We start from the raw sequence: 20,269 nt of genomic DNA, 5'->3' as shown, positions 1-20,269 counted from the left end.
AAAGGCTAGGGGATTTCCCCGAAAAATTGCTGTGATCGGCAACGTATCGTTTCCTGTAAACTGTTTCATCATGAAGCCGAAATCCGTGGGAATCCGTGACGTCGCCAAGCATGTGGGCGTGTCCACGGCCTCGATTTCGCGCACGATCAACAACCCCGAATCGGTGCGCCCCGACCTGCGCAAGCGCATCGATGCGGCGATCGCCGAGCTCGGCTACATCCCCGACGCCGCGGCGCGCGCGCTCTCCTCGCGCCGCACGCGCACCATCGGCGCGATCATCCCGACGGTGGACAACGCCATGTTCGCGCGCGGCATCGAGGCGCTGCAGAGCTACCTGTCGCTGCAGGGCTACCTGCTGCTGCTGTCCACCAGCGGCTACGACCCCGAGACCGAGGCGCGGCAGGCGCAGAACATGGCGAGCCGCGGCATCGACGGGCTGATCCTGCGCGGCGACACCCACACCGACGCACTGCGCCGGCTCTTGGCCTCGCAGCGCATCCCGTTCGTGAACGTGGGCGTGTACCACCCCGACAAGCCCTATGCCTCGGTGGGCGGCAACAACGAGGCCGCGGCCTACCGGGCCTGCCGCTACCTGATCGAGCTGGGCCACACGCGCATCGGCATGGTGGCGGCCATCTCGTCGAACAACGACCGCGCCACGGCGCGCGTCTCGGGTGTGCGGCGCGCGCTGGCCGAGAGCGGTCTCGCGCTCAGGCCCGAGTGGTACATCGAGGTGCCCTACCACCTCGACGATGCGCGGCAGGGCGCGCGGGTGCTGCTGTCGCCGCCGTGCGAACAGTGGCCCACGGCCGTGGTCTGCGGCAACGACGTGATCGCCTACGGCGTGCTGCTCGAGGCCGAACGCCGCGGCCTGCACGTGCCCGGCGACCTGTCGGTGATGGGCTTCGACGACCTCGAATGGAGCCGCCACCTGCGCCCCAGCCTCACCACCATGCATGTGCCGACCGACGAGGTCTGGACGCGGGCCGGCGAATACCTCGTGAAGTCGCTCGCGGGCAAGGCCGCCGCGCTGCACCACGAGGTCGACGTGTCGCTGGTGGTGCGCGAATCGACCGGGCGGCCGCGCGCATAGAAGCTCGTCGGGCGCGCCGCCTCCCCGATGGCGCGAGAATTGCTCAGCCCGCCCAAGGGTTTCCCCGTACGCGCCATACCGGCGCCCGCATACGCGTTATGGGCGCCCCCGTATGCAACCTCGCGGACAAGCCGCTAACGTCCATGACTGGCCCGCCACGGGCCGCCCACGAGCCAAAAAGCATGAGCACCGACAGCAGCCACAGCAGCCAGATTCGTCCGATCCGCTTCTTCCACCGCGGCAAGATCGTGGAGGTGAGCGGCGTCCACCCGACCCGTTCGGTGCTCGACTGGCTGCGCGAGGACGCGCACTGCACCGGCACCAAGGAAGGCTGCAACGAAGGCGACTGCGGCGCCTGCACGGTGGTGGTCGGCGAACTGGCCGAGGGCGACGACGCCCAGGCGCCCGGCACGATCGGCGGGCTCCGGCTGCAGACGGTCAATGCCTGCATCCAGTTCTTGCCGACGCTGCATGGCAAGGCGCTGTTCACCGTCGAGGACCTGAAGTCGCAGTGCGCGACCGCGGCGCCACCCAAGGGTGTCAAGCACCCTGTCCACACGCTGCACCCGGTGCAGCAGGCGCTGGTCGACTGCCACGGCTCGCAGTGCGGCTTCTGCACGCCGGGCTTCGTGATGTCGCTGTGGTCGAGCTACGAGCACCATCAGGCCCGCGGCACGCAGCCCACGCGCCAGCAACTGGCCGACGAACTGTCGGGCAACCTGTGCCGCTGCACCGGCTACCGGCCGATCCTCGACGCGGGCCAGCGCATGTTCGACCTGCCCGGCGTGCGGCTCGACACCAAGCCGGTGGTGGCCGCGCTCGCTTCGCTGCAGGACGGCGACGGGCTCGAATATGCCGCGCCGCTCGGTGCGCGCACCGACCGCTTCCATGCGCCGAAGACGCTGGCGCAACTGGCCACGCTGCGTGAGCGCAAGCCCGGTGCACAGCTGCTCGCGGGCTCGACCGATGTCGGCCTCTGGGTCAACAAGCAGTTCCGCGACCTGGGCGACATCATCTACGTGGGCGACGTGGCCGAACTCAAGACGATCGAAGTGCGCGAGGACGCGCTCTACATCGGCGCCGGCGCTTCGCTCGAAGCCGCCTTCGCGGCGTTGGTGCAGCGCGTGCCGAGCCTGCAGGACGTGTGGCTGCGCTTTGCCTCGCCGCCGATCCGCCATGCCGGCACCATGGGCGGCAACGTGGCCAACGGCTCGCCGATCGGCGATTCGCCGCCGGTGCTGATGGCGCTCGACGCCGAGATCGAACTGCGCCGCGGCGAGGCGGTGCGCCGCATGCCGCTCGCGGACTTCTACGTCGACTACATGAAGAACCAGCTGCAGCCCGGCGAGTTCGTGCAGGGGCTGGCCGTTCCGCTCGCGGCCATGCGCCGCCAGGTGCGCGCCTACAAGATCAGCAAGCGCTTCGACTGCGACATCTCGGCGCTGTGCGCGGGCTTCGCGCTCGAGCTCGAGGCCGATGGCGAGACCGTGAAGGCCGTGCGCCTCGCCTTCGGCGGCATGGCCGCGACCGTCAGGCGTGCCGCGAAAGCCGAGGCCGCGCTCGTCGGCCGGCCCTGGCGCCAGGCCAGCGTCGAGGCCGCCAAGCGCGCACTCGCCGAAGACTTCAATCCGCTCTCCGACATGCGCGCGTCGGCCGACTACCGCATGCAGGTGGCGCAGAACCTGATCCAGCGCCTGTGGCTCGAAACGCGTGCCGACGATCCGCTCGCGACCGAAGAAACCAGCGTCTGGAGCGTGATGCCGCATGCGGCTGCCGCCGCGGAAGGATCCTGACCATGAACAAACCGATCGACCCCCGGCTGCTGCAACCCGCAGAGGCCTTCGCGAACTACCTGAAGAACACGGCCGCGCGCATCGACCAGGGCGCCGAGAAGCAGGCGCACGCGCAGGGCGCGCGCGTCGGCATCAGCCGTCCGCACGAGTCGGCGCACCTGCATGTGGCCGGCGAAGCGACCTACATCGACGACATTCCCGAGCTCGTGGGCACGCTGCATTGCGCGCTGGGCCTGTCGCCGGCGGCCAGCGGCCGCATCACGGCGCTGTCGCTCGATGCGATCCGCGCGATGCCCGGCGTGGTGGCCGTGCTCTCGGCCGACGACATCCCGGGCAGCAACGACTGCGGCTCGATCGTGCATGACGACCCGATCCTGCTGCCGGTGAACGCGGGCGGCGAGATCCGCTACCTCGGCCAACCCGTGTTCGCGGTGATCGCCGAGACGCGCGATGCCGCGCGCCGCGCCGCGGCCAGGGCGAAGGATGCGATCACGCTCGAGGCCGAGCCGCCGGTCCTCACGCCGCAAGAAGCGCATGCGCGCGGCCAGTACGTGGTGCCGCCGATGCACATCGTGCGCAGCGGCGGCGCAGCCAACCAAGGCGACGAGGCCGCGGTGCGCGCGGCCATTGCCGGTGCACCGCACCGCCACAAGGCGAGCTTCGACGTCGGCGGCCAGGAGCAGTTCTACCTCGAAGGGCAGATCAGCTACGCCATTCCCAAGGAAGGCGGCGCGCTGCACATCCACTGCTCGACCCAGCACCCGAGCGAGATGCAGCACCTGGTGGCGCATGCGCTGCACCTGCAGTCGAACGAGGTGCATGTCGAATGCCGGCGCATGGGCGGCGGCTTCGGCGGCAAGGAATCGCAGTCGGCGCTCTTTGCCTGCGTGGCCGCCATCGCGGCGCGGCAGCTGCAGCGCCCCGTGAAGCTGCGGCTCGACCGCGACGACGATTTCATGATCACCGGCCGACGCCACTGCTTCTGGTACGAGTACGACGTGGGCTACGACGACGAGGGCCGCATTCTCGGCGCGGAGATCACCATGGTGTCGCGCGCCGGCCATTCGGCCGACCTCTCGGGCCCGGTGATGACGCGCGCGCTGTGCCACTTCGACAACGCCTACTGGCTGCCGAACGTGGCGATGCACGGCTACTCGGGCAAGACCAACACGCAGAGCAACACCGCGTTCCGCGGCTTCGGCGGGCCGCAGGGCGCGATCGCGGTCGAGAACATCCTCGACTCGGTGGCGCGTGCGCTGGGCCGCGATCCGCTCGACGTGCGGCGCGTCAACTTCTACGGCAAGACGAAGAACAACGTCACGCCCTACCGCCAGACCGTGACCGACAACATCGTGCACGAGCTCGTCGCCGAACTCGAAGCCACCAGCGACTACCGCGCGCGGCGCGAGGAGATCGCCGCCTTCAACGCGAAGAGCCCGGTGCTCAAGCGCGGCCTGGCGCTGGCGCCGCTGAAGTTCGGCATCTCCTTCAACGTGAAGCACTTCAACCAGGCCGGCGCGCTGGTGCATGTGTACACCGACGGCTCCATCCTCGTGAACCACGGCGGCACGGAAATGGGACAGGGCCTCAACACCAAGGTGGCGCAGGTGGTGGCGCACGAGCTGGGCGTGAGCTTCGAGCGCGTGCGCGTGACGGCCACCGACACCACCAAGGTGGCCAACACCTCGGCCACGGCCGCCTCGACGGGCGCCGACCTCAACGGCAAGGCCGCGCAGGACGCCGCGCGCCAGATCCGCGAGCGCCTGGCGGCGTGCGCGGCCGAGCGCCACGGCGGCGACGCGGCCGCGGTGCGCTTCGCGAACGACCAAGTCGAAGTCAACGGCCGCACGCTGGCCTTCAGCACCGTGGTGGGCGAGGCCTATCTCGACCGCAAGCAGCTCTGGTCGGACGGCTTCTACGCCACGCCGGGGCTGAGCTGGGACAAGGACAAGATGCAGGGCCGCCCGTTCTACTACTTCGCCTATGGCGCGGCGGTGAGCGAGGTGGTGGTGGACACGCTCACCGGCGAATGGAAGCTCCTGCGCGCCGACATCCTGCACGACGCGGGCAAGTCACTCAACCCGGCCGTGGACATCGGCCAGGTCGAAGGTGCTTTCATCCAGGGCATGGGCTGGCTCACCACCGAGGAACTCGTGTGGCATCCGCAGAGCGGCAAGCTCACCACGCATGCGCCGAGCACCTACAAGATCCCCACCGCCAACGACTGCCCGCCGGTGTTCAACGTGCGCCTGTTCGACGGCCAGAACGCGGAAGATTCCATCCACCGCAGCAAGGCCGTGGGCGAGCCGCCGCTGTTGCTGCCGTTCTCGGTGTTCTTCGCGATCCGCGACGCGGTGTCGGCCGCGGGCGGGCACCGCGTCGATCCGCCGCTCAAGGCGCCCGCGACGAGCGAGGCGATCCTGCGCGCGGTCACGGCAGTGACCGCCGCGACCGCCGCGCAGGCGGGATGACCGCCGGCGCCTCGATCCCCGGCGTATAACCGCTCGCACCGTCCACTACCGTACGAGCGGCCCATGCGCGACCAGGCTCTTTTCGACAAGATCGATCTTCACCTCATCCGGGTGCTCCACACCGTGCTGACCGACCGCAGCGTCTCGCGCGCCGCCATCCGCCTGGGCATGTACCAGCCGGCCGTGTCGGCGGCGCTCAAGCGGCTGCGCGAGCTCTCGGGCGATCCGCTCCTGGTGCGCTCGGGCTCGGGCATGGTGCCCACCGACGCGGGGCTGCGCATGATCGAACCGGCCGCGAGCATCCTGCGCGCCGCCGAGATGCTGTTCTCCGATGCGCGCGGCTTCGAGCCGCAGTCGGCGGCCACCACCTTCCGGATCGCCGCGAGCGACTACATGGACCCGCTGTTCCTGCCGATGCTCGTGGCGCAGGTCAAGCGCGAGGCGCCGTTGTGCCACATCGAGATCCACGCGCTCTCGCCCGACTCCGACTACCACGGCCATCTGTCGCTCGGCCAGGTCGACCTGGTGATCGGCAACTGGCTCAAGCCGCCCGAAGACCTGCACATGGCGCGGCTCTTCGGCGACGAGGTGGTGTCGCTCGTCAACCAGGACCACCCGGCGGTGCGCCGCGGCTGGGACCTCGAAACCTGGCTCGCGGCCGAGCACATCGCGCCCACGCCGATGCATCCCGGCGGGCGCGGCATCATCGACCAGATGCTCGACGAGCTCGGGCGGCAGCGCAATATCACGGCGCGTTGCGCGCACTTCGGGCTCATCCCCGACATGGTCGCCTCCAGCCTGCTGGTGCTGACCACGGGCCGCCAGTACTGCGAGCGCTTCGCGGCGCGGCTGCCGGTGAAGATCCTCGACTGCCCGGTGGCCCTGCCGCGGCTCATGTACTACCAGCTCTGGCACGAGCGCACCCATTCGTCGAGTTCCGCGCGCTGGCTGCGCGACTGCATCAAGGGCGTGGCGGCATCGCTGCGGCCCCCGCACGCCCCCGACAGCCCCGATCCGCCCTGAGCGGTGAGCCCCCGGTCGCGCCGGCGTCGCGCCCGGAAAGGCACGATGAAACAACGACCGCCCAATACAACAGCTGGAGACAAGCGAAATGAACAGGTTTGAAGAGGTGCCCAAGCTCACCGATCCCGCCGCACCGGTGGCGGCCGCGCGCGGCGTGCCGCACGGCGGAGGCTGGCTCGAGCGCATGTTCGGCCTGGCCGAGCACAACACGACGGTGCGCACCGAGGTCATCGCCGGCCTCACCACCTTCCTGACGATGGCCTACATCATCTTCGTCAACCCGTCGATCCTCGGCGACGCGGGCATGCCGAAGGGCGCGGTGTTCGTGGCCACCTGCCTGATCGCGGCGCTGGGCACGCTGATCATGGGCCTGTATGCCAACTACCCGATCGCGATGGCGCCGGGCATGGGGTTGAACGCCTACTTCTCGTACGTGGTGGTGCTGGGCATGGGCTACACGTGGCAGGTGGCGCTCGGCGCGGTGTTCATCTCGGGCTGCCTGTTCCTCGTGGTGACGGTCACGGGGCTGCGGGAGCTGTTCATCCGGGGCATACCGCAGTCGCTCAGAACCGCGATCACGGTGGGCATCGGCATGTTCCTCGCGCTCATCGCGCTCAAGAGCGCCGGCGTGGTGGCCGCCTCGCCCGCCACCTTCGTGACGCTCGGCAACCTGCATTCGCCGCCGGTGATCCTGGCCACGCTGGGTTTCCTGATCATCGTGGTGCTCGACCGGCTCAAGGTTCGCGGCGCGATCCTGGTCGGCATCATGGTGGTGACGGTACTGTCGTTCTTCTTCGGCGGCAACAAGTTCAACGGCATCTTCGCCGCGCCGCCGTCGGTCATGCCCACCTTCCTCGAGCTCGACATCATGGGCGCGCTCCAGGGCGGCATCCTCAACGTGGTGCTGGTGTTCTTCCTGGTCGAGATGTTCGACGCCACCGGCACGCTGATGGGCGTGGCCAAGCGCGCCGGGCTGCTGGTGCCCGGCAAGATGGAGCGGATGAACAAGGCGCTCCTGGCCGACAGCGGCGCGATCTTCGCGGGCTCGCTGCTCGGCACCTCGAGCACCACGGCCTACGTCGAGAGCGCGGCCGGCGTGCAGGCGGGCGGGCGCACCGGCCTCACCGCGGTGGTGGTCGCCGTGCTGTTCCTGGCCTGCCTCATGATCTCGCCGCTCGCGGGCTCGGTGCCGGCCTATGCCACCGCGCCGGCGCTTCTGTTCGTGGGCTGCCTGATGCTGCGCGACCTGGTCGAGCTCGACTGGGAAGACACCACCGAGGTGATCCCCGCGGTGGTCACCGCGCTGGCGATGCCCTTCACCTATTCGATCGCCAACGGGCTGGCCTTCGGCTTCATCACGTATGCGGTGCTCAAGCTGTTCACCGGCCGGGCACGGGAAGTGCATGTGATGGTCTGGGTGATCGCGGCGATCTTCCTGTTCAAGTTCGCCTACATCGGCGGGCATTGAGGACGCCCCCCGAAGCGGCTCACTGCGTGTAGCCGCCTCCCCCCACTGGGGGGCGCACCCAGTGGCCCGGCGTAGCCGGTTCCACGGGTGCCCTGGCCGGGGCTGCCGTTCGTGGGCCGATTTCGTCGGGGACGCTATTAAACTTGTAGCTATTCCGCACCAGGCTTTGGCATGACCCATCCCAGACTCCAGCTCGCCAACATCACGAAGCGCTATCCGGCGGTGGTGGCGAACAGCGACATCTCGCTGGCCGTCGCCCCCGGCGAGATCCATGCCGTGCTCGGCGAGAACGGCGCCGGCAAGTCGACGCTGATGAAGATCATCTACGGCTCGGTCAAGCCCGACGAGGGCACCGTGGTGTTCGACGGCGAGCCCGTGCAACTGCGCAACCCGCAGCAGGCGAGGGCGCTGGGCATCAGCATGGTGTTTCAGCACTTCAGCCTGTTCGACACGCTCACCGTGGCCGAGAACGTGTGGCTCGGCCTGGACAAGTCGCTGGCGCTCGCCGAAGTGGCGCGCAGCATCTCGGCCAAGGCGAGCGAGTACGGACTGGACATCGACCCTTCGCGACCGGTGCACACGCTGTCGGTCGGCGAGATGCAGCGCGTGGAGATCATCCGCGCGCTGCTCACCAACCCCCGGCTCCTGATCCTCGACGAGCCGACCTCGGTGCTCACGCCGCAGGCGGTGGGCAAGTTGTTCGCAGTGCTCAACAAGCTGGCGTCCGAAGGCTGCAGCATCCTCTACATCAGCCACAAGCTGCACGAGATCCGCGAACTCTGCACCGCCTGCACGGTGCTGCGCGGCGGCAAGGTCACGGGCGTGTGCGACCCGCGGCAGGAAAGCAACGAGTCGCTGTCGCGGCTGATGATCGGCTCCGAGCCGCCGCCGCTCACGCACCGGCCGGTGCATGCGGGCGCGGTGGCGCTCGCCGTCGAGGGCCTCACGCTGGCGCGCGAGGACCAGTTCGGCGTCGACCTCGACGCAATCTCGTTCGAGGTGCGCGCGGGCGAGGTGGTCGGCATCGCGGGCGTCTCGGGCAATGGCCAGAAGGAGCTGCTCTACGCGCTCTCGGGCGAGGACGTGCGCGCCGGCGCCGCCATGGTGCGGGTGTTCGACCGGCCCGCCGGACGGCTTGCGCCGCGCGCGCGGCGGGCGCTCGGCCTGCATTTCGTGCCCGAGGAGCGGCTGGGCCGCGGCGCGGTGCCCACGCTCGGGCTCGCGCACAACCTGCTGCTCACGCGCGGCAATGCCGTGGGCCGGGGCGGCTGGATCCGCACCGCGGCGCTCGAGAAGCATGCCAAGGCCATCATTGCGCGCTTCAACGTCAAGGCCGGCGGCCCGCATGCGGCGGCGCGCTCGCTGTCGGGCGGCAACCTGCAGAAATACATCGTCGGGCGCGAGATCGATGCCGACCCGAAGCTCTTCATCGTCTCGCAGCCGACCTGGGGCGTGGACGTGGGCGCCGCCGCGCTGATCCGCGGCGAGATCCTCGCGCTGCGCGACGCGGGCTGCGCGGTGCTGGTGGTCAGTGAAGAACTCGACGAGCTGTTCGACATCAGCGATCGCCTGCACGTGATCGCCAAGGGGCGGCTGTCGCCCTCGGTCGACCGCGCGGCAGCCACGCTGCCGCAGATCGGCGAATGGATGAGCGGGCTCTGGCAGGCGAACGGCGGCAAGGAGGCGGCGCATGCTCAAGCTTGAAGCGCGTCCGGAGCTTTCGCGCTTCTGGACTTTTGCCTCGCCGATCCTGGCGCTGCTGGTCACCGTGCTGATCGGCGTGGCGCTGTTCGCCGCGCTCGGCAAGGACCCCGTCAAGGGCCTGCTGGTGTTCTTCTACGAGCCCATCAAGAACGGCTACGCGATCGGCGAACTCACGATCAAGGCCACGCCGCTGCTGATCATCGCGCTCGGCCTGGCGGTGTGCTTCCGTTCGAACGTCTGGAACATCGGCGCCGAGGGCCAGTTCGTGTTCGGCGCCATCGCAGCGGGCGGCGTGGCGCTGATGGCCGACAAGACCACCGGTTCGTGGATCGTCGGGGCCATTCTCGTGGCGGGCACGCTCGGCGGCATGGTGTGGGCCGGCATCGTGGCTTTCCTGCGCGACCGCTTCAACGCCAATGAAATTCTCGTGAGCCTGATGCTGGTGTACGTGGCGACGCTGCTCTTGAGCTACATGGTGTTCGGCCCCTGGAAAGATCCGCAGGGCTACAACTTCCCACAGTCGAAGACCTTCGAGGCCGTGACGCAGATTCCGCGGCTCTTCAAGGGCTCGCGCGTGAGCATCGGGCTGATCATCGCGCTGGTAGGCGTGGGCGTGCTCTGGGTCTTTCTTTTCCGCACGCGTGCCGGTTTCGCACAGCAGGTCGGCGGGCTGGCACCGGCGGCGGCGCGCTACGCGGGCTTCTCGGCGCGGCGCGCGGTGTGGACAGCGCTGCTGGTCTCGGGTGGCGCGGCGGGCCTGGCCGGTGCGCTCGAAGTCGCCGGCCCGCTGGGCCAGCTGACGCCGTACGTGCCCGCAGGCTACGGCTTCGCCGCGATCATCGTGGCCTTCGTGGGGCGACTGCATCCGGTCGGCATGGTGTTCTCGGCCATCCTCATGAGCATGTTCTATATCGGCGGTGAGCTCGCGCAGTCGCGCCTGGGCCTGCCCAAGTCGCTCACGGGCGTGTTCCAGGGACTGCTGCTGTTCACGCTGCTGGCCTGCGACACGTTGATCGCCTATCGCATCCGCCGAAAGGCCGCTGCGAAAGCGGCGGGGCCCACGTTGACGACAGGCTCGCTGCAAGCCAGCACGCCTTTGACCGCGCCGATCGTGCGTTCCACGGAGTCCACATGAAGCACACGATGAATTCACTTCCAGGAACACCGCGGAACCGGCTTTGCCGGGCCGCTGGTGTTGCCCCCGGTAGGGGGTTGGCGGAGCGGACACGCAGTGCCGCGCAGCTTGGGGGCGAGCAACATGTTTGACAGCTACGCACTCCTTTTGGGCTCCACACTTAGCGCCGGCACCGTGCTCGCGATCGCGGCGCTGGGCCTCTTGATCAACGAGAAGGCCGGCATCGTCAACCTCGGCGCCGAGGGCATGATGCTCTGCGCCGCCATCGCGGGCTTCGCGACGGTCGTCACCACCCACAACCCCTGGCTCGGCTTCCTGGCCGGCATGGCCGCCGGCGCACTGCTCGCGGCCTTCTTCGGTGTGCTGGTGATCTGGCTCAACACCAACCAGTACGCCACCGGGCTGGCGCTGAGCCTGTTCGGCGTCGGCTTCTCGGCCTTCGTCGGCATCAACTTCGTGCAGGCGCGGCTGCCGGAGAGCGTGTCGTACGCCATACCGTGGCTCAGCGAGATTCCCCTCGTCGGCCCCGCGCTGTTCCGCCACCACCCGATGGTGTACATCGCGGTGTTGTTGACGGTCGGGCTCATCTGGTTTCTCTACCGCACGCGCGCCGGCCTCGTGCTGCGCTCGGTCGGCGAATCGCCTGAATCGGCGCATGCGCTCGGCTACCCGGTGCGCCGCATCCGCTTCATGGCCGTGGTCGCTGGCGGTGCTCTCTGCGGGCTTTCGGGCGCGTACCTCTCGACCGTCTACACGCCGCTGTGGGTCGAGGGCATGGTCGCGGGCCGCGGCTGGATCGCGCTCGCGCTCACCACCTTCGCCACCTGGCGGCCCATGCGCGTGCTGCTGGGCGCCTACCTGTTCGGCGGCGTGTCGATGCTGGGCTTCCATTTGCAGAGCAGCGGCGTCGACGTGCCCGCCCAGTTCCTCAGCATGCTGCAGTACATCGCACCCATCGTGGTGCTGGCGCTGATCTCGCGCAATCCGGCGTTCATCCGCATCAACATGCCGGCCTCGATCGGAAAGCCGTTCTACCCCGGCTCATAATCTCGCTTTTCGTTTTTCCGCCAACCGTCCTTTTTTTAGGATTCCGACAATGAATGACCTGAACAAGCGCTCCCTGCTCAAGCTCGCCGCCCTGACCGCGGTGGCTTCGGCGGCCCTGATCGGCTGCGGCAAGACGGAGGAGCCGGCTGCACCCGCCGCGGCGCCGACGCCCGCACCGGCGCCCGCCGCCGCGGCACCGGCACCCGCAGCGCCGCTCAACATCGCGTTCGCCTACATCGGTCCGGTCGGCGATGGCGGCTGGACCTTTGCGCACGACAACGGCCGCAAGGCGCTCGAAAAGGAATTCGGCGACAAGATCAAGACCACCTTCGTGGAGAGCGTGCCCGAGGGCGCCGACGCCGAGCGCGTGTTCCGCGACCTGGTCGGCCAGGGCAACAAGCTGATCTTCGGCACCACCTTCGGCTACATGGAGCCGATGCTCAAGGTGGCCAACGACAGCAAGGACGTCAAGTTCGAGCATGCCACCGGCTACAAGACCGCCGAGAACATGCGCACCTACGACAGCCGCACCTACGAAGGCGCGTACATGGCCGGCATCATTGCCGGCGCCATGACCAAGAGCAACACGCTCGGCGTGGTGGGCTCGGTGCCGATCCCCGAGGTGCTGCGCAACATCAACAGCTTCACCATGGGCGCGCAGTCGGTCAACCCGAAGATCACCACCAAGGTCGTGTGGGTCAACGAATGGTTCAGCCCGCCCAAGGAGACCGAGGCCGCCACCGCCCTCATCAACGGCGGCGCCGACGTCCTGTTCCAGAACACCGACTCGCCGGCCGTGCTCAAGACCGCGCAGGAAAAAGGCAAGCGCGCCTTCGGCTGGGATTCGGACATGACCGCCTACGGCCCCAAGGCCCACCTCGCGTCGGCCACCATCAACTGGGCGCCGTACTACATCAAGGCCACGCAAGACGCGATCGACGGCAAGTGGACCACCGGCCAGAGCTGGTGGGGCGTGAAGGAAGGCGCGATCGACATCGTCTCGATCGCCGAAGACGTGCCGGCTGAAACCAAGGCCAAGGTCGAGGAAGTGAAAAAGGGCCTGAAGGACGGCAGCTTCTCGATCTGGAAAGGCCCCATCCTGGGCCAGGACGGCAAGGAACTGGTCGCCAAGGACGCGGTGGCCGACGACAAGTTCCTGTCGGGCGTGAACTTCTACGTCAAGGGCGTGGAAGGCAAGGTGCCGGGCGGGGACAAGAAGTAAGACACAGCGCCGGATCATCAACGGGCCATGCCTTCAGGGGCATGGCCCGTTGTCGTTTCATCCTTTTCAACTGGAGCCTTCGATGCGCAACCCACTCGACTTCACCTCCTGGCAAGGCCTTGTCTCCACGCTCCTCGGACTGGTGCTGGTCTCGATCGTGGCGGTCGGCATCCGCATCGTGGTGATGCTCAGCGTGCAGCAACGGCGGGAGCGGCAGAACCGGCAGATCAATGAGCGGCTGAAGACGCTGATCGCGGCCTACAAGGTGCTCGGCGGGTCGTTCACCGGTGAACTGGCGGTGGACCCGAGCCACTTGCGCGACTTGCGGGAGCGGCGGTCTCAGGCGCGGGCCGGCGGGCAAGCCGCGATTACAGGTGAAGCCATCGAGGGCGCGGACGAGGACGGACTTCCGGCATCGGACCGGCGCCGCCGCATCCGCGACGCGGTCGAGGGCGCGCTGTCCGACGTGATCCTGCTGGGCACCGAGGCGCAGGTCCGGCTGGCGGCGCAGGCGGCCAGCGACATGGCGGCGGGACGCAGCGTGGAAACGGCCGAACTGGTGGTCTCGCTGCGCACCTTCATCCGCGAGGTGCTCGACCTGGCACCGGTGCCGCCGGAACTCGGCATTCCGAAGCAGGGACCGCTGCGCACCAAGGGCACGCCGACACGCAGCGACCGCGCGGGTGGCGGCGCGGGCGGAGGCGGCGGCGCGAGAGGTGGTGGCAGCGGTGCGGGCATGGGCATGGGCGCCGGACTCGGCGCCGGCGTCGGCGTCGGCCTGCACCATGGCGCGGCCGATGCAAGCCCGGCGCCCGCGGCGGGGCTGCCGCGCGACACGGAACCCTGACTCTTCGTGGCTCACGGCCCGCGCCACAATCGCCCGCGCGGCCGCGCTGCCCTGGACGTGCTATTGGTCGACGCTCGAAAACGCCTTGAGCACGGCCACGCCCCTGAAGGCCCGCCAGAGTCCGAAGGGCACCAGCAGCGCGCCGGCCAGCCGATGCAGCGGCGGCTCCAGGGACAGCGCGGCCCAGATACCGAGCGCGGCGATGAGCAGGCCACCGACGATGTTCACCACGCCGCCGCTGAGCCACTGCAACTGGAGGATCCGCGCCGTCAGCGACAGCATGCGATCGGCCACCTTGAGTCCGAGGCGGTCGGCCAGCACATAGAGCCCAAGCAGCAGCAGCGGCGCCACGGCGATGCCGATCAGGAGATACGCCGCGATGCTGATCAAGGTGTGCATGCTTGCCAGCTTATCAAGCGGGCCGCCGGCTCAGGCGAATCGATCGAGCAGTCTGTACGAGGCCACGCCCGCCGCGATGTAGAAGCGCTGCAATCCAGGCCATACGGTTTTGCGCATCGCGGTGGCGTCGCGAGCCTTTATGCTGTGCGCGAACGCTGCCACTTTTCGCATTCCCACATCCCCGCGCAAGACCCCGCCATGACCGACTTCCGCCCCACCTTCGACCAGCGCTTCGATAGCATCCCGGCCGCGCGCCTGCCCGAACTGCTGTGCGCCATGCCCAAGGCCGAGCTGCACATGCACATCGAAGGCTCGCTCGAACCCGAGCTGATCTTCGCGCTCGCCGGGCGCAACGGCGTGGCCCTTCCCTACGCGAGCGTGGAGGAACTGCGCCGCGCCTACGCCTTCACCAACCTGCAGAGCTTCCTCGACATCTACTACGCCGGCGCGAGCGTGCTGCTGAAGGCGCAGGACTTCCACGACATGGCCTGGGCTTACCTAGAGCGCGCCGCGGCCGACAACGTGGTCCACACCGAGATGTTCTTCGACCCTCAGACGCACACCGCGCGCGGCGTGGCGATGGAGACCGTCATCGAGGGCCTGTACAGCGCCTGCACCGCGGCGGGGCCGAAGCTCGGCGTGAGTGCCTCGCTGATCCTGTGCTTCCTGCGCCACCTGAGCGAGGAAGAGGCTTTCGAGACGCTCGAACAGGCGCTGCCTTTTCGCGACAAGTTCATCGGCGTGGGGCTCGACTCGAGCGAGGTGGGCCATCCGCCCGAGAAGTTCGCGCGCGTGTTCGCGCGCTGCCGCGAGCTGGGATTGCATCTGGTCGCGCATGCCGGCGAGGAGGGCCCGCCCGAGTACGTCTGGAGTGCGCTCGACGTGCTGAAGGTCGAGCGCGTCGACCATGGCGTGCAGAGCGCAAAGGATCCGGCGCTGATGCAGCGGCTCGCGCAAGACCGCATTCCGCTCACCGTGTGCCCGCTGTCGAACCTCAAGCTCTGCGTGTTCCCCGACCTCGCGCAGCACAACCTCGGCGCGCTGCTCGATGCGGGGCTGGTCGCCACCGTCAACTCGGACGACCCGGCCTACTTCGGCGGCTACATGAACCAGAACTTCCTGCAGACCTTCGCGGCCACGGGGCTCGGCGTGCGGCATGCGTGGCAGCTCGCGGCCAACAGCTTCGAGGGCAGCTTCATCGACGAAGCGGCCAGGCGCGACTACCTGACGCGGCTCGACGCCGTCTTCGCGCGCTTCTCTGCCGACGCCTGAACTGGAGCCCCCATGAAACCCCAACCGATCCACTACGCGGACGCGCCCGACGAGGTGAAGGCCGTGTTCGACGACATCAAGGCCGTGCGCAACGTGCCCGACGTCAACAACTTCTGGAAGTACCTCGCGAACGATCCTGCGACGCTGCGGCGCACCTGGGCCAGCCTCAAGGAGGTGATGGCGCCGGGTGCGCTCGATCCGGTGGTCAAGGAGATGGTGTACCTCGCGGTGAGCGTGAGCAACGGCTGCGGCTATTGCACCGCAAGCCATCACGCGGGCGCCGAGAAGGCCGGCATGACGCCCGCGATGTTCGCCGAGCTGATGGCGGTCGTCGGCATGGCCAACGAGACGAACCGGCTCGTCAACGGCTACAGGGTGCCGATCGATCCCGCCTTCGACGCGTAAGGCAAGCCCGACAAGCCCGACAGCCTCCTAGGTAGAATCCCCAGCCCCGCAGCCGGCGTCCCGGCGGCTGCGGGGCTTTTGTTTTTCCGGGGCCATGTAGAGGAACACCATGTACAAAAACCTCGCGGGCCGCGCCGTTCTGGCGTGGGCAGCCGCTTGCTTTTTATCTCCCGCCTTCTCGCAACAGCCGCAGGCGCCGAAAGGGCCGCCGTTGAAGATCGGCTTCGTCTACGTCACGCCCGTCACCGACGCCGGCTGGGTGCGCCAGCACGAAGAGGGCCGCAAGGCCGTCGAAGCGGCGCTGGGCGACAGGGTCAAGACCAGCTTCGTCGAGAACGTGCCCGAAGGCGCCGATGCCGAGCGCGTGATCCGGGATCTGGCGCAACAGGGCCATGGGCTGATCTTCACGCCGAGCTTCGGCTACATGGAGCCCACGCTCAAGGTGGCGCGCGACTTTCCGGACGTGAAGTTCGAGTCGGTCACGGGCTACAAGACCGCGCCCAATGTCGCGACATCGAACGCGCGCTACTACGAAGGGCGCTACCTTGCGGGCATTGCCGCAGGCCGCATGACGAAGACGAACATCGCCGGCTACGTGGCGGGCTTTCCGATCCCGGAGGTGCTGCAGGGCATCAATGCCTTCACGCTCGGCATGCGCTCGGTGAACCCGCAGGCAAAAGTGGCGGTGGTGTGGCTCAACGAATGGTTCGATCCGCCGAAGGAGCGCGACGCCGCGATGGCGCTCTTCAACCAGAACGCCGACGTGCTGGCCTTCCACACCGGCTCGACCGCAGTGATGGCCGCGGCGCAGGAGCGCGGCAAGATGGCCGTGGCCTACCACTCCGACATGCGCAAGACGGCCCCCGACGCGCAGATCGTCGCCGTCACGCACCAGTGGGGCGGCTATTACACCGCCCGGGCCAAGGCCGTGCTCGACGGCACCTGGAAGAGCGGCAATCTCTGGGGCGGTGTGAAGGAAGGCCTGATCCGCGTCGGCGACTTCGGCGCGAAGGTGCCCAAGGCGGTGCAGGACGAAGTGCTGGCGCGGCAGAAGGACATCGCGTCGGGCAAGCTGCAGCCGTTTCGCGCGGTGGCCGCCGACGTGCGCGACAACGAAGGACGCACCGTCATTGCCAAGGGCGCGCAGCTGACCGACGAGCAGATCCTCAAGATGAACTGGCTCGCCGAGGGCGTGCAGGGGCGGGTGGGGCGCTGAGGCACTGGGCCGTGGGAGCGCCGACGCGCCGGCGCGCGAGTGGCCTGGGCATATAGCATTCATACACGCAGGGAAATTGCGCCGGCGCAGGGCTGGTTTACCCTCCGCAGCCACGATGAAAAAAGCCTACCGCGCCTCCCTCCTGCGTTTCGACGCTGCCGGCCAGCCCGTTTTCGACGAGGACGGCCTGCTGGTCGTCGCGCCCGATGGGGCCGGCCGACAGCGCGTGCTCGACGCGGGCAGCCATGCGGCCGTGTCGCCGCGCCATCCCGACGCCGAACTCACCACACTGCCGGGCCGCATCCTCGCGCCGGGCTTCGTGGACATGCACATCCACTTTCCGCAGACCGACATCATCGGCTCGCCGTCGCCGGGCCTCTTGCCCTGGCTCGAGAACTACACCTTCCCCGCGGAAGCGAAGTTCGCCGACCCCGCGCATTCGAACGAAGTCGCCGAGGTGTTCTTCGACGAGCTGCTGCGCAACGGCGTGACGACGGCGCTGACCTTCGCGACCTCGCACGTGGCCTCGGTCGATGCTTTCTTCGAGGCCGCGCAGCAACGGGGCCTGCGCATGATCTCGGGCAAGGTGCTGCAGGATCGCCATTCGCCCGACGGCGTGCGCGATGAGACCGCGCAGAGCCTGGTCGATTCCGAGGCCCTGATCCGCAAGTGGCACGGCACCGATCGCCTGGGCTACGCGATCACGCCGCGCTTCGCGCCCGCGAGCACCGACGCCCAGATGCGCGGCGCCGGCGAGCTGGCCGCGAAGTACCCCGACACCTGGATCCAGTCGCACGTGGCCGAGAACCGCGACGAGGTGGCCTGGGTGCGCGAGCTCTATCCGCAATCGCGTTCCTACCTCGACGTGTACGCGGGTTTCGGCCTGATGCGCGAGCGGGCCGTGTACGCGCACTGCATCTACCTCGACGACACCGACCGCGCGCTGATGCGCGACACGAAGACCGCGGCCGCCGTGAGCCCGACCAGCAACCTGTTCCTCGGCAGCGGCTTCTTCGACTTCGGGGCGGCCGACCGCACCGGGTTTCCGTACGGCCTCGCGAGCGACGTGGGCGGCGGCACCAGCTTCAGCCCCTTCCACACGATGATGGCGGCCTACTACGTCGGCCGCGAGGGCCAGACCAAGCCCGGCCTGAGCATTGCGCCGTCCGAGCTCTGGTGGCGCCACACCGGCGGCGCGGCGCGCGCCCTGGGGCTCGACGGCGTGATCGGCAACCTGCAGCCCGGCTGCGAGGCCGACTTCCTGGTGCTCAACCCGCAGCAGGCCACGCCGCTGCTCGCGCGCAAGGCCGTGCGCGCCGAGAACCTCGAGGAACTGCTGTTCGCGATGATCGTGCTTGGCGACGACCGGCTGATCGAGCGCACGGTGATTTCGCAGGCGGGGTGAGCGGACGCGCAGTTCGCCCATGCCACAATCGCCGACCTAGCGGCGCAGCGGGTACCTTCGGGAAACGCCGCGGAACCGGCTTTGCCGGGCCGCTGGTGTTGCCCCCTTGAGGGGGTTGGCGAAGCGACACGAAGTGCGCGAAGACTGGGGGTGTTTTATGTCTATCAAGAGCGACAAATGGATTCGGCGCATGGCCGAGCAGCACGGCATGATCGAGCCCTTCGAGCCCGGGCAGGTGCGCGAGGCCGCGGGCCACAGGATCATCAGCTACGGCACTTCGAGCTACGGCTACGACATCCGCTGCGCGCCTGAATTCAAGGTTTTCACCAACATCCACAGCACCGTGGTCGACCCGAAGAACTTCGACGAGAAGAGCTTCGTCGACATGCACGGCGATTACTGCATCATCCCGCCCAACAGCTTCGCGCTGGCGCGCACGGTCGAGTACTTCCGCATCCCGCGCAACGTGCTCACCATCTGCCTCGGCAAGAGCACCTACGCGCGCTGCGGGATCATCGTGAACGTGACGCCCTTCGAGCCCGAATGGGAAGGCTACGTGACGCTCGAGTTCAGCAACACCACGCCGCTGCCCGCCAAGATCTATGCGGGCGAGGGCTGTGCCCAGGTGCTGTTCTTCGAGAGCGACGAGGTCTGCGAGACCAGCTACAAGGACCGCGGCGGCAAGTACCAAGGCCAGCGCGGCGTCACCCTGCCCAAGACCTGAGGCCTTCGGCGCGCTGACCCCCCGTTACGCAGCCAGCGGCCGGGCCCATTACCATCCGCTCACGATCCGGCCCACTTCGACAGCCGGCAAGGAGCGCGCGATGAGATGGGAAGGCAACGAACAATCCGACAACGTCGAAGACCGCCGCAGCGGCGGGGGCGGTGGCGGCGGCTTCATCGGTGGGCGGAGCATCGGCATCGGCACCATCGCGGTCGCGCTGATCGCGGGCTGGATCTTCGGCATCAACCCGCTCACGGTGCTGAGCCTGCTGAGCGGGGGCGGCCCGGAACAGGCGCAGGTGCAGCAACAGCAACAAGGCCCCGCGCCGAAGCCGCCGGCCGCCGACCGCAAGGCGGCCTTCGTCTCGACCGTGCTGCGCAACACCGAGGTGGTGTGGAGCGACATCTTCCGCCAGAACGGCGGCACCTACCAGGCGCCGCGGCTGGTGCTGTTCCGCGGCGCCACGCCCACCGCCTGCGGCACTGGCGAGTCGGCCATGGGCCCGTTCTACTGCCCCGGCGACAAGAAGGTCTACATCGACCTGTCGTTCTACGACACGCTCAAGAATCAGCTCGGCGCGCCGGGCGAATTTGCGCAGGCCTACGTGATCGCGCATGAGGTCGGCCACCACGTGCAGGACGAGCTCGGCATCACCGCCAAGGTCGACGGCATGCGGCGGCGAATGAGCCAGTCGCAGAACAACGCACTGAGCGTGCGCGTCGAGCTGCAGGCCGACTGCTTCGCGGGCATCTGGGCCCACCACTCGCAAGAGTCGAAGAAGTGGCTCGATCCCGGCGACATCGAGGCCGCGATGAACGCCGCGCAGAAGATCGGCGACGACGCGCTCCAGCGCTCGGCCGGCCGCGCGGTGGTGCCCGACAGCTTCACGCACGGCTCCAGCGCGCAGCGCCAGAAGTGGTTCGGCACCGGTTTCCAGACCGGTGATGTGAAGTCGTGCGACACCTTCAATGCCCGGACGCTTTGATCGAAGCGGCGTAAAGGCGCATCAACAATTGGTATAACGCTATGAAATAAATAGCAACGC

Annotated in this window: 17 protein-coding genes; 16 read left to right on the top strand and 1 reads right to left on the bottom strand. The window is 68.3% G+C overall.

The window, feature by feature from the left end; translation table 11 throughout:
- Window positions 1-85: 85 nt before the first annotated feature.
- From AC3A6J_RS02700 to AC3A6J_RS02655, 10 genes are all read left to right on the top strand, one after another.
- Complete coding sequence (locus AC3A6J_RS02700; protein WP_487858352.1) at window positions 86-1,093, top strand: LacI family DNA-binding transcriptional regulator; 1,008 nt, start codon at window positions 86-88, stop codon at window positions 1,091-1,093.
- Between the two features lie 182 nt (window positions 1,094-1,275).
- A complete protein-coding gene (gene xdhA / locus AC3A6J_RS02695; RefSeq protein WP_487858351.1) occupies window positions 1,276-2,886 on the top strand; it encodes a xanthine dehydrogenase small subunit in 1,611 nt (536 codons plus the stop codon).
- A 2-nt stretch (window positions 2,887-2,888) separates the two neighbouring features.
- Window positions 2,889-5,357 (top strand): xanthine dehydrogenase molybdopterin binding subunit, encoded by a 2,469-nt coding sequence (gene xdhB / locus AC3A6J_RS02690; RefSeq protein WP_487858350.1) that lies wholly within the window; start codon window positions 2,889-2,891, stop codon window positions 5,355-5,357.
- Between the two features lie 63 nt (window positions 5,358-5,420).
- Window positions 5,421-6,380, top strand: coding sequence for a LysR family transcriptional regulator (locus AC3A6J_RS02685; protein ID WP_487858349.1), 960 nt, complete (start codon window positions 5,421-5,423; stop codon window positions 6,378-6,380).
- Window positions 6,381-6,468: 88 nt separating this feature from the next.
- Window positions 6,469-7,848, top strand: coding sequence for an NCS2 family permease (locus AC3A6J_RS02680; protein WP_487858348.1), 1,380 nt, complete (start codon window positions 6,469-6,471; stop codon window positions 7,846-7,848).
- A 171-nt stretch (window positions 7,849-8,019) separates the two neighbouring features.
- Window positions 8,020-9,552, top strand: coding sequence for an ABC transporter ATP-binding protein (locus AC3A6J_RS02675; protein WP_487858347.1), 1,533 nt, complete (start codon window positions 8,020-8,022; stop codon window positions 9,550-9,552).
- Window positions 9,539-10,687: an ABC transporter permease gene (locus AC3A6J_RS02670; RefSeq protein WP_487858346.1), complete on the top strand. Its 1,149-nt coding sequence runs from the start codon at window positions 9,539-9,541 to the stop codon at window positions 10,685-10,687. Before AC3A6J_RS02675 ends, AC3A6J_RS02670 begins: the two co-directional genes overlap by 14 nt.
- 123 nt (window positions 10,688-10,810) lie before the next feature.
- Entirely contained in the window at window positions 10,811-11,734 is a 924-nt protein-coding gene (locus tag AC3A6J_RS02665; protein ID WP_487858345.1) for an ABC transporter permease, read from the top strand.
- 49 nt (window positions 11,735-11,783) lie between these two features.
- A complete protein-coding gene (locus AC3A6J_RS02660) occupies window positions 11,784-12,956 on the top strand; it encodes a BMP family ABC transporter substrate-binding protein (RefSeq protein ID WP_487858344.1) in 1,173 nt (390 codons plus the stop codon).
- Window positions 12,957-13,038: 82 nt separating this feature from the next.
- Window positions 13,039-13,803, top strand: coding sequence for a hypothetical protein (locus AC3A6J_RS02655; RefSeq protein WP_487858343.1), 765 nt, complete (start codon window positions 13,039-13,041; stop codon window positions 13,801-13,803).
- Window positions 13,804-13,863: 60 nt separating this feature from the next.
- On the opposite strand, the gene AC3A6J_RS02650 is transcribed toward AC3A6J_RS02655, so the two are convergent.
- Window positions 13,864-14,202, bottom strand: coding sequence for a hypothetical protein (locus AC3A6J_RS02650; RefSeq protein ID WP_487858342.1), 339 nt, complete (start codon window positions 14,200-14,202; stop codon window positions 13,864-13,866).
- A 198-nt stretch (window positions 14,203-14,400) separates the two neighbouring features.
- Between AC3A6J_RS02650 and AC3A6J_RS02645 the strand changes: the two genes are divergently transcribed.
- From AC3A6J_RS02645 to ypfJ, 6 genes are all read left to right on the top strand, one after another.
- On the top strand, window positions 14,401-15,474 hold the full coding sequence (locus AC3A6J_RS02645; RefSeq protein WP_487858341.1) for an adenosine deaminase: 1,074 nt from the start codon (window positions 14,401-14,403) through the stop codon (window positions 15,472-15,474).
- Window positions 15,475-15,486: 12 nt separating this feature from the next.
- Window positions 15,487-15,879 carry a carboxymuconolactone decarboxylase family protein gene (locus AC3A6J_RS02640; RefSeq protein ID WP_487858340.1) on the top strand — a complete coding sequence of 131 codons (393 nt, stop codon included), beginning with the start codon at window positions 15,487-15,489 and terminating at the stop codon, window positions 15,877-15,879.
- Between the two features lie 109 nt (window positions 15,880-15,988).
- Window positions 15,989-17,095, top strand: coding sequence for a BMP family ABC transporter substrate-binding protein (locus AC3A6J_RS02635; protein ID WP_487858339.1), 1,107 nt, complete (start codon window positions 15,989-15,991; stop codon window positions 17,093-17,095).
- A 115-nt stretch (window positions 17,096-17,210) separates the two neighbouring features.
- Window positions 17,211-18,500, top strand: a complete 1,290-nt coding sequence (guaD, locus tag AC3A6J_RS02630; RefSeq protein ID WP_487858338.1) for a guanine deaminase — start codon at window positions 17,211-17,213, stop codon at window positions 18,498-18,500.
- A gap of 157 nt (window positions 18,501-18,657) precedes the next feature.
- Window positions 18,658-19,224, top strand: a complete 567-nt coding sequence (dcd, locus tag AC3A6J_RS02625; RefSeq protein WP_487858337.1) for a dCTP deaminase — start codon at window positions 18,658-18,660, stop codon at window positions 19,222-19,224.
- A gap of 100 nt (window positions 19,225-19,324) precedes the next feature.
- The gene (ypfJ, locus tag AC3A6J_RS02620; RefSeq protein WP_487858336.1) at window positions 19,325-20,209 is read left to right on the top strand and encodes a KPN_02809 family neutral zinc metallopeptidase; all 885 of its coding nucleotides are present in this window, start codon (window positions 19,325-19,327) and stop codon (window positions 20,207-20,209) included.
- The last annotated feature ends 60 nt before the right edge of the window (window positions 20,210-20,269 follow it).

It is taken from the genome of Variovorax sp. Soil_C_39 (genome assembly GCF_057656815.1).
The sequence above is the reverse complement of the archived record's forward strand: the minus strand, read 5'-3'. Positions and strand labels throughout refer to the sequence as shown.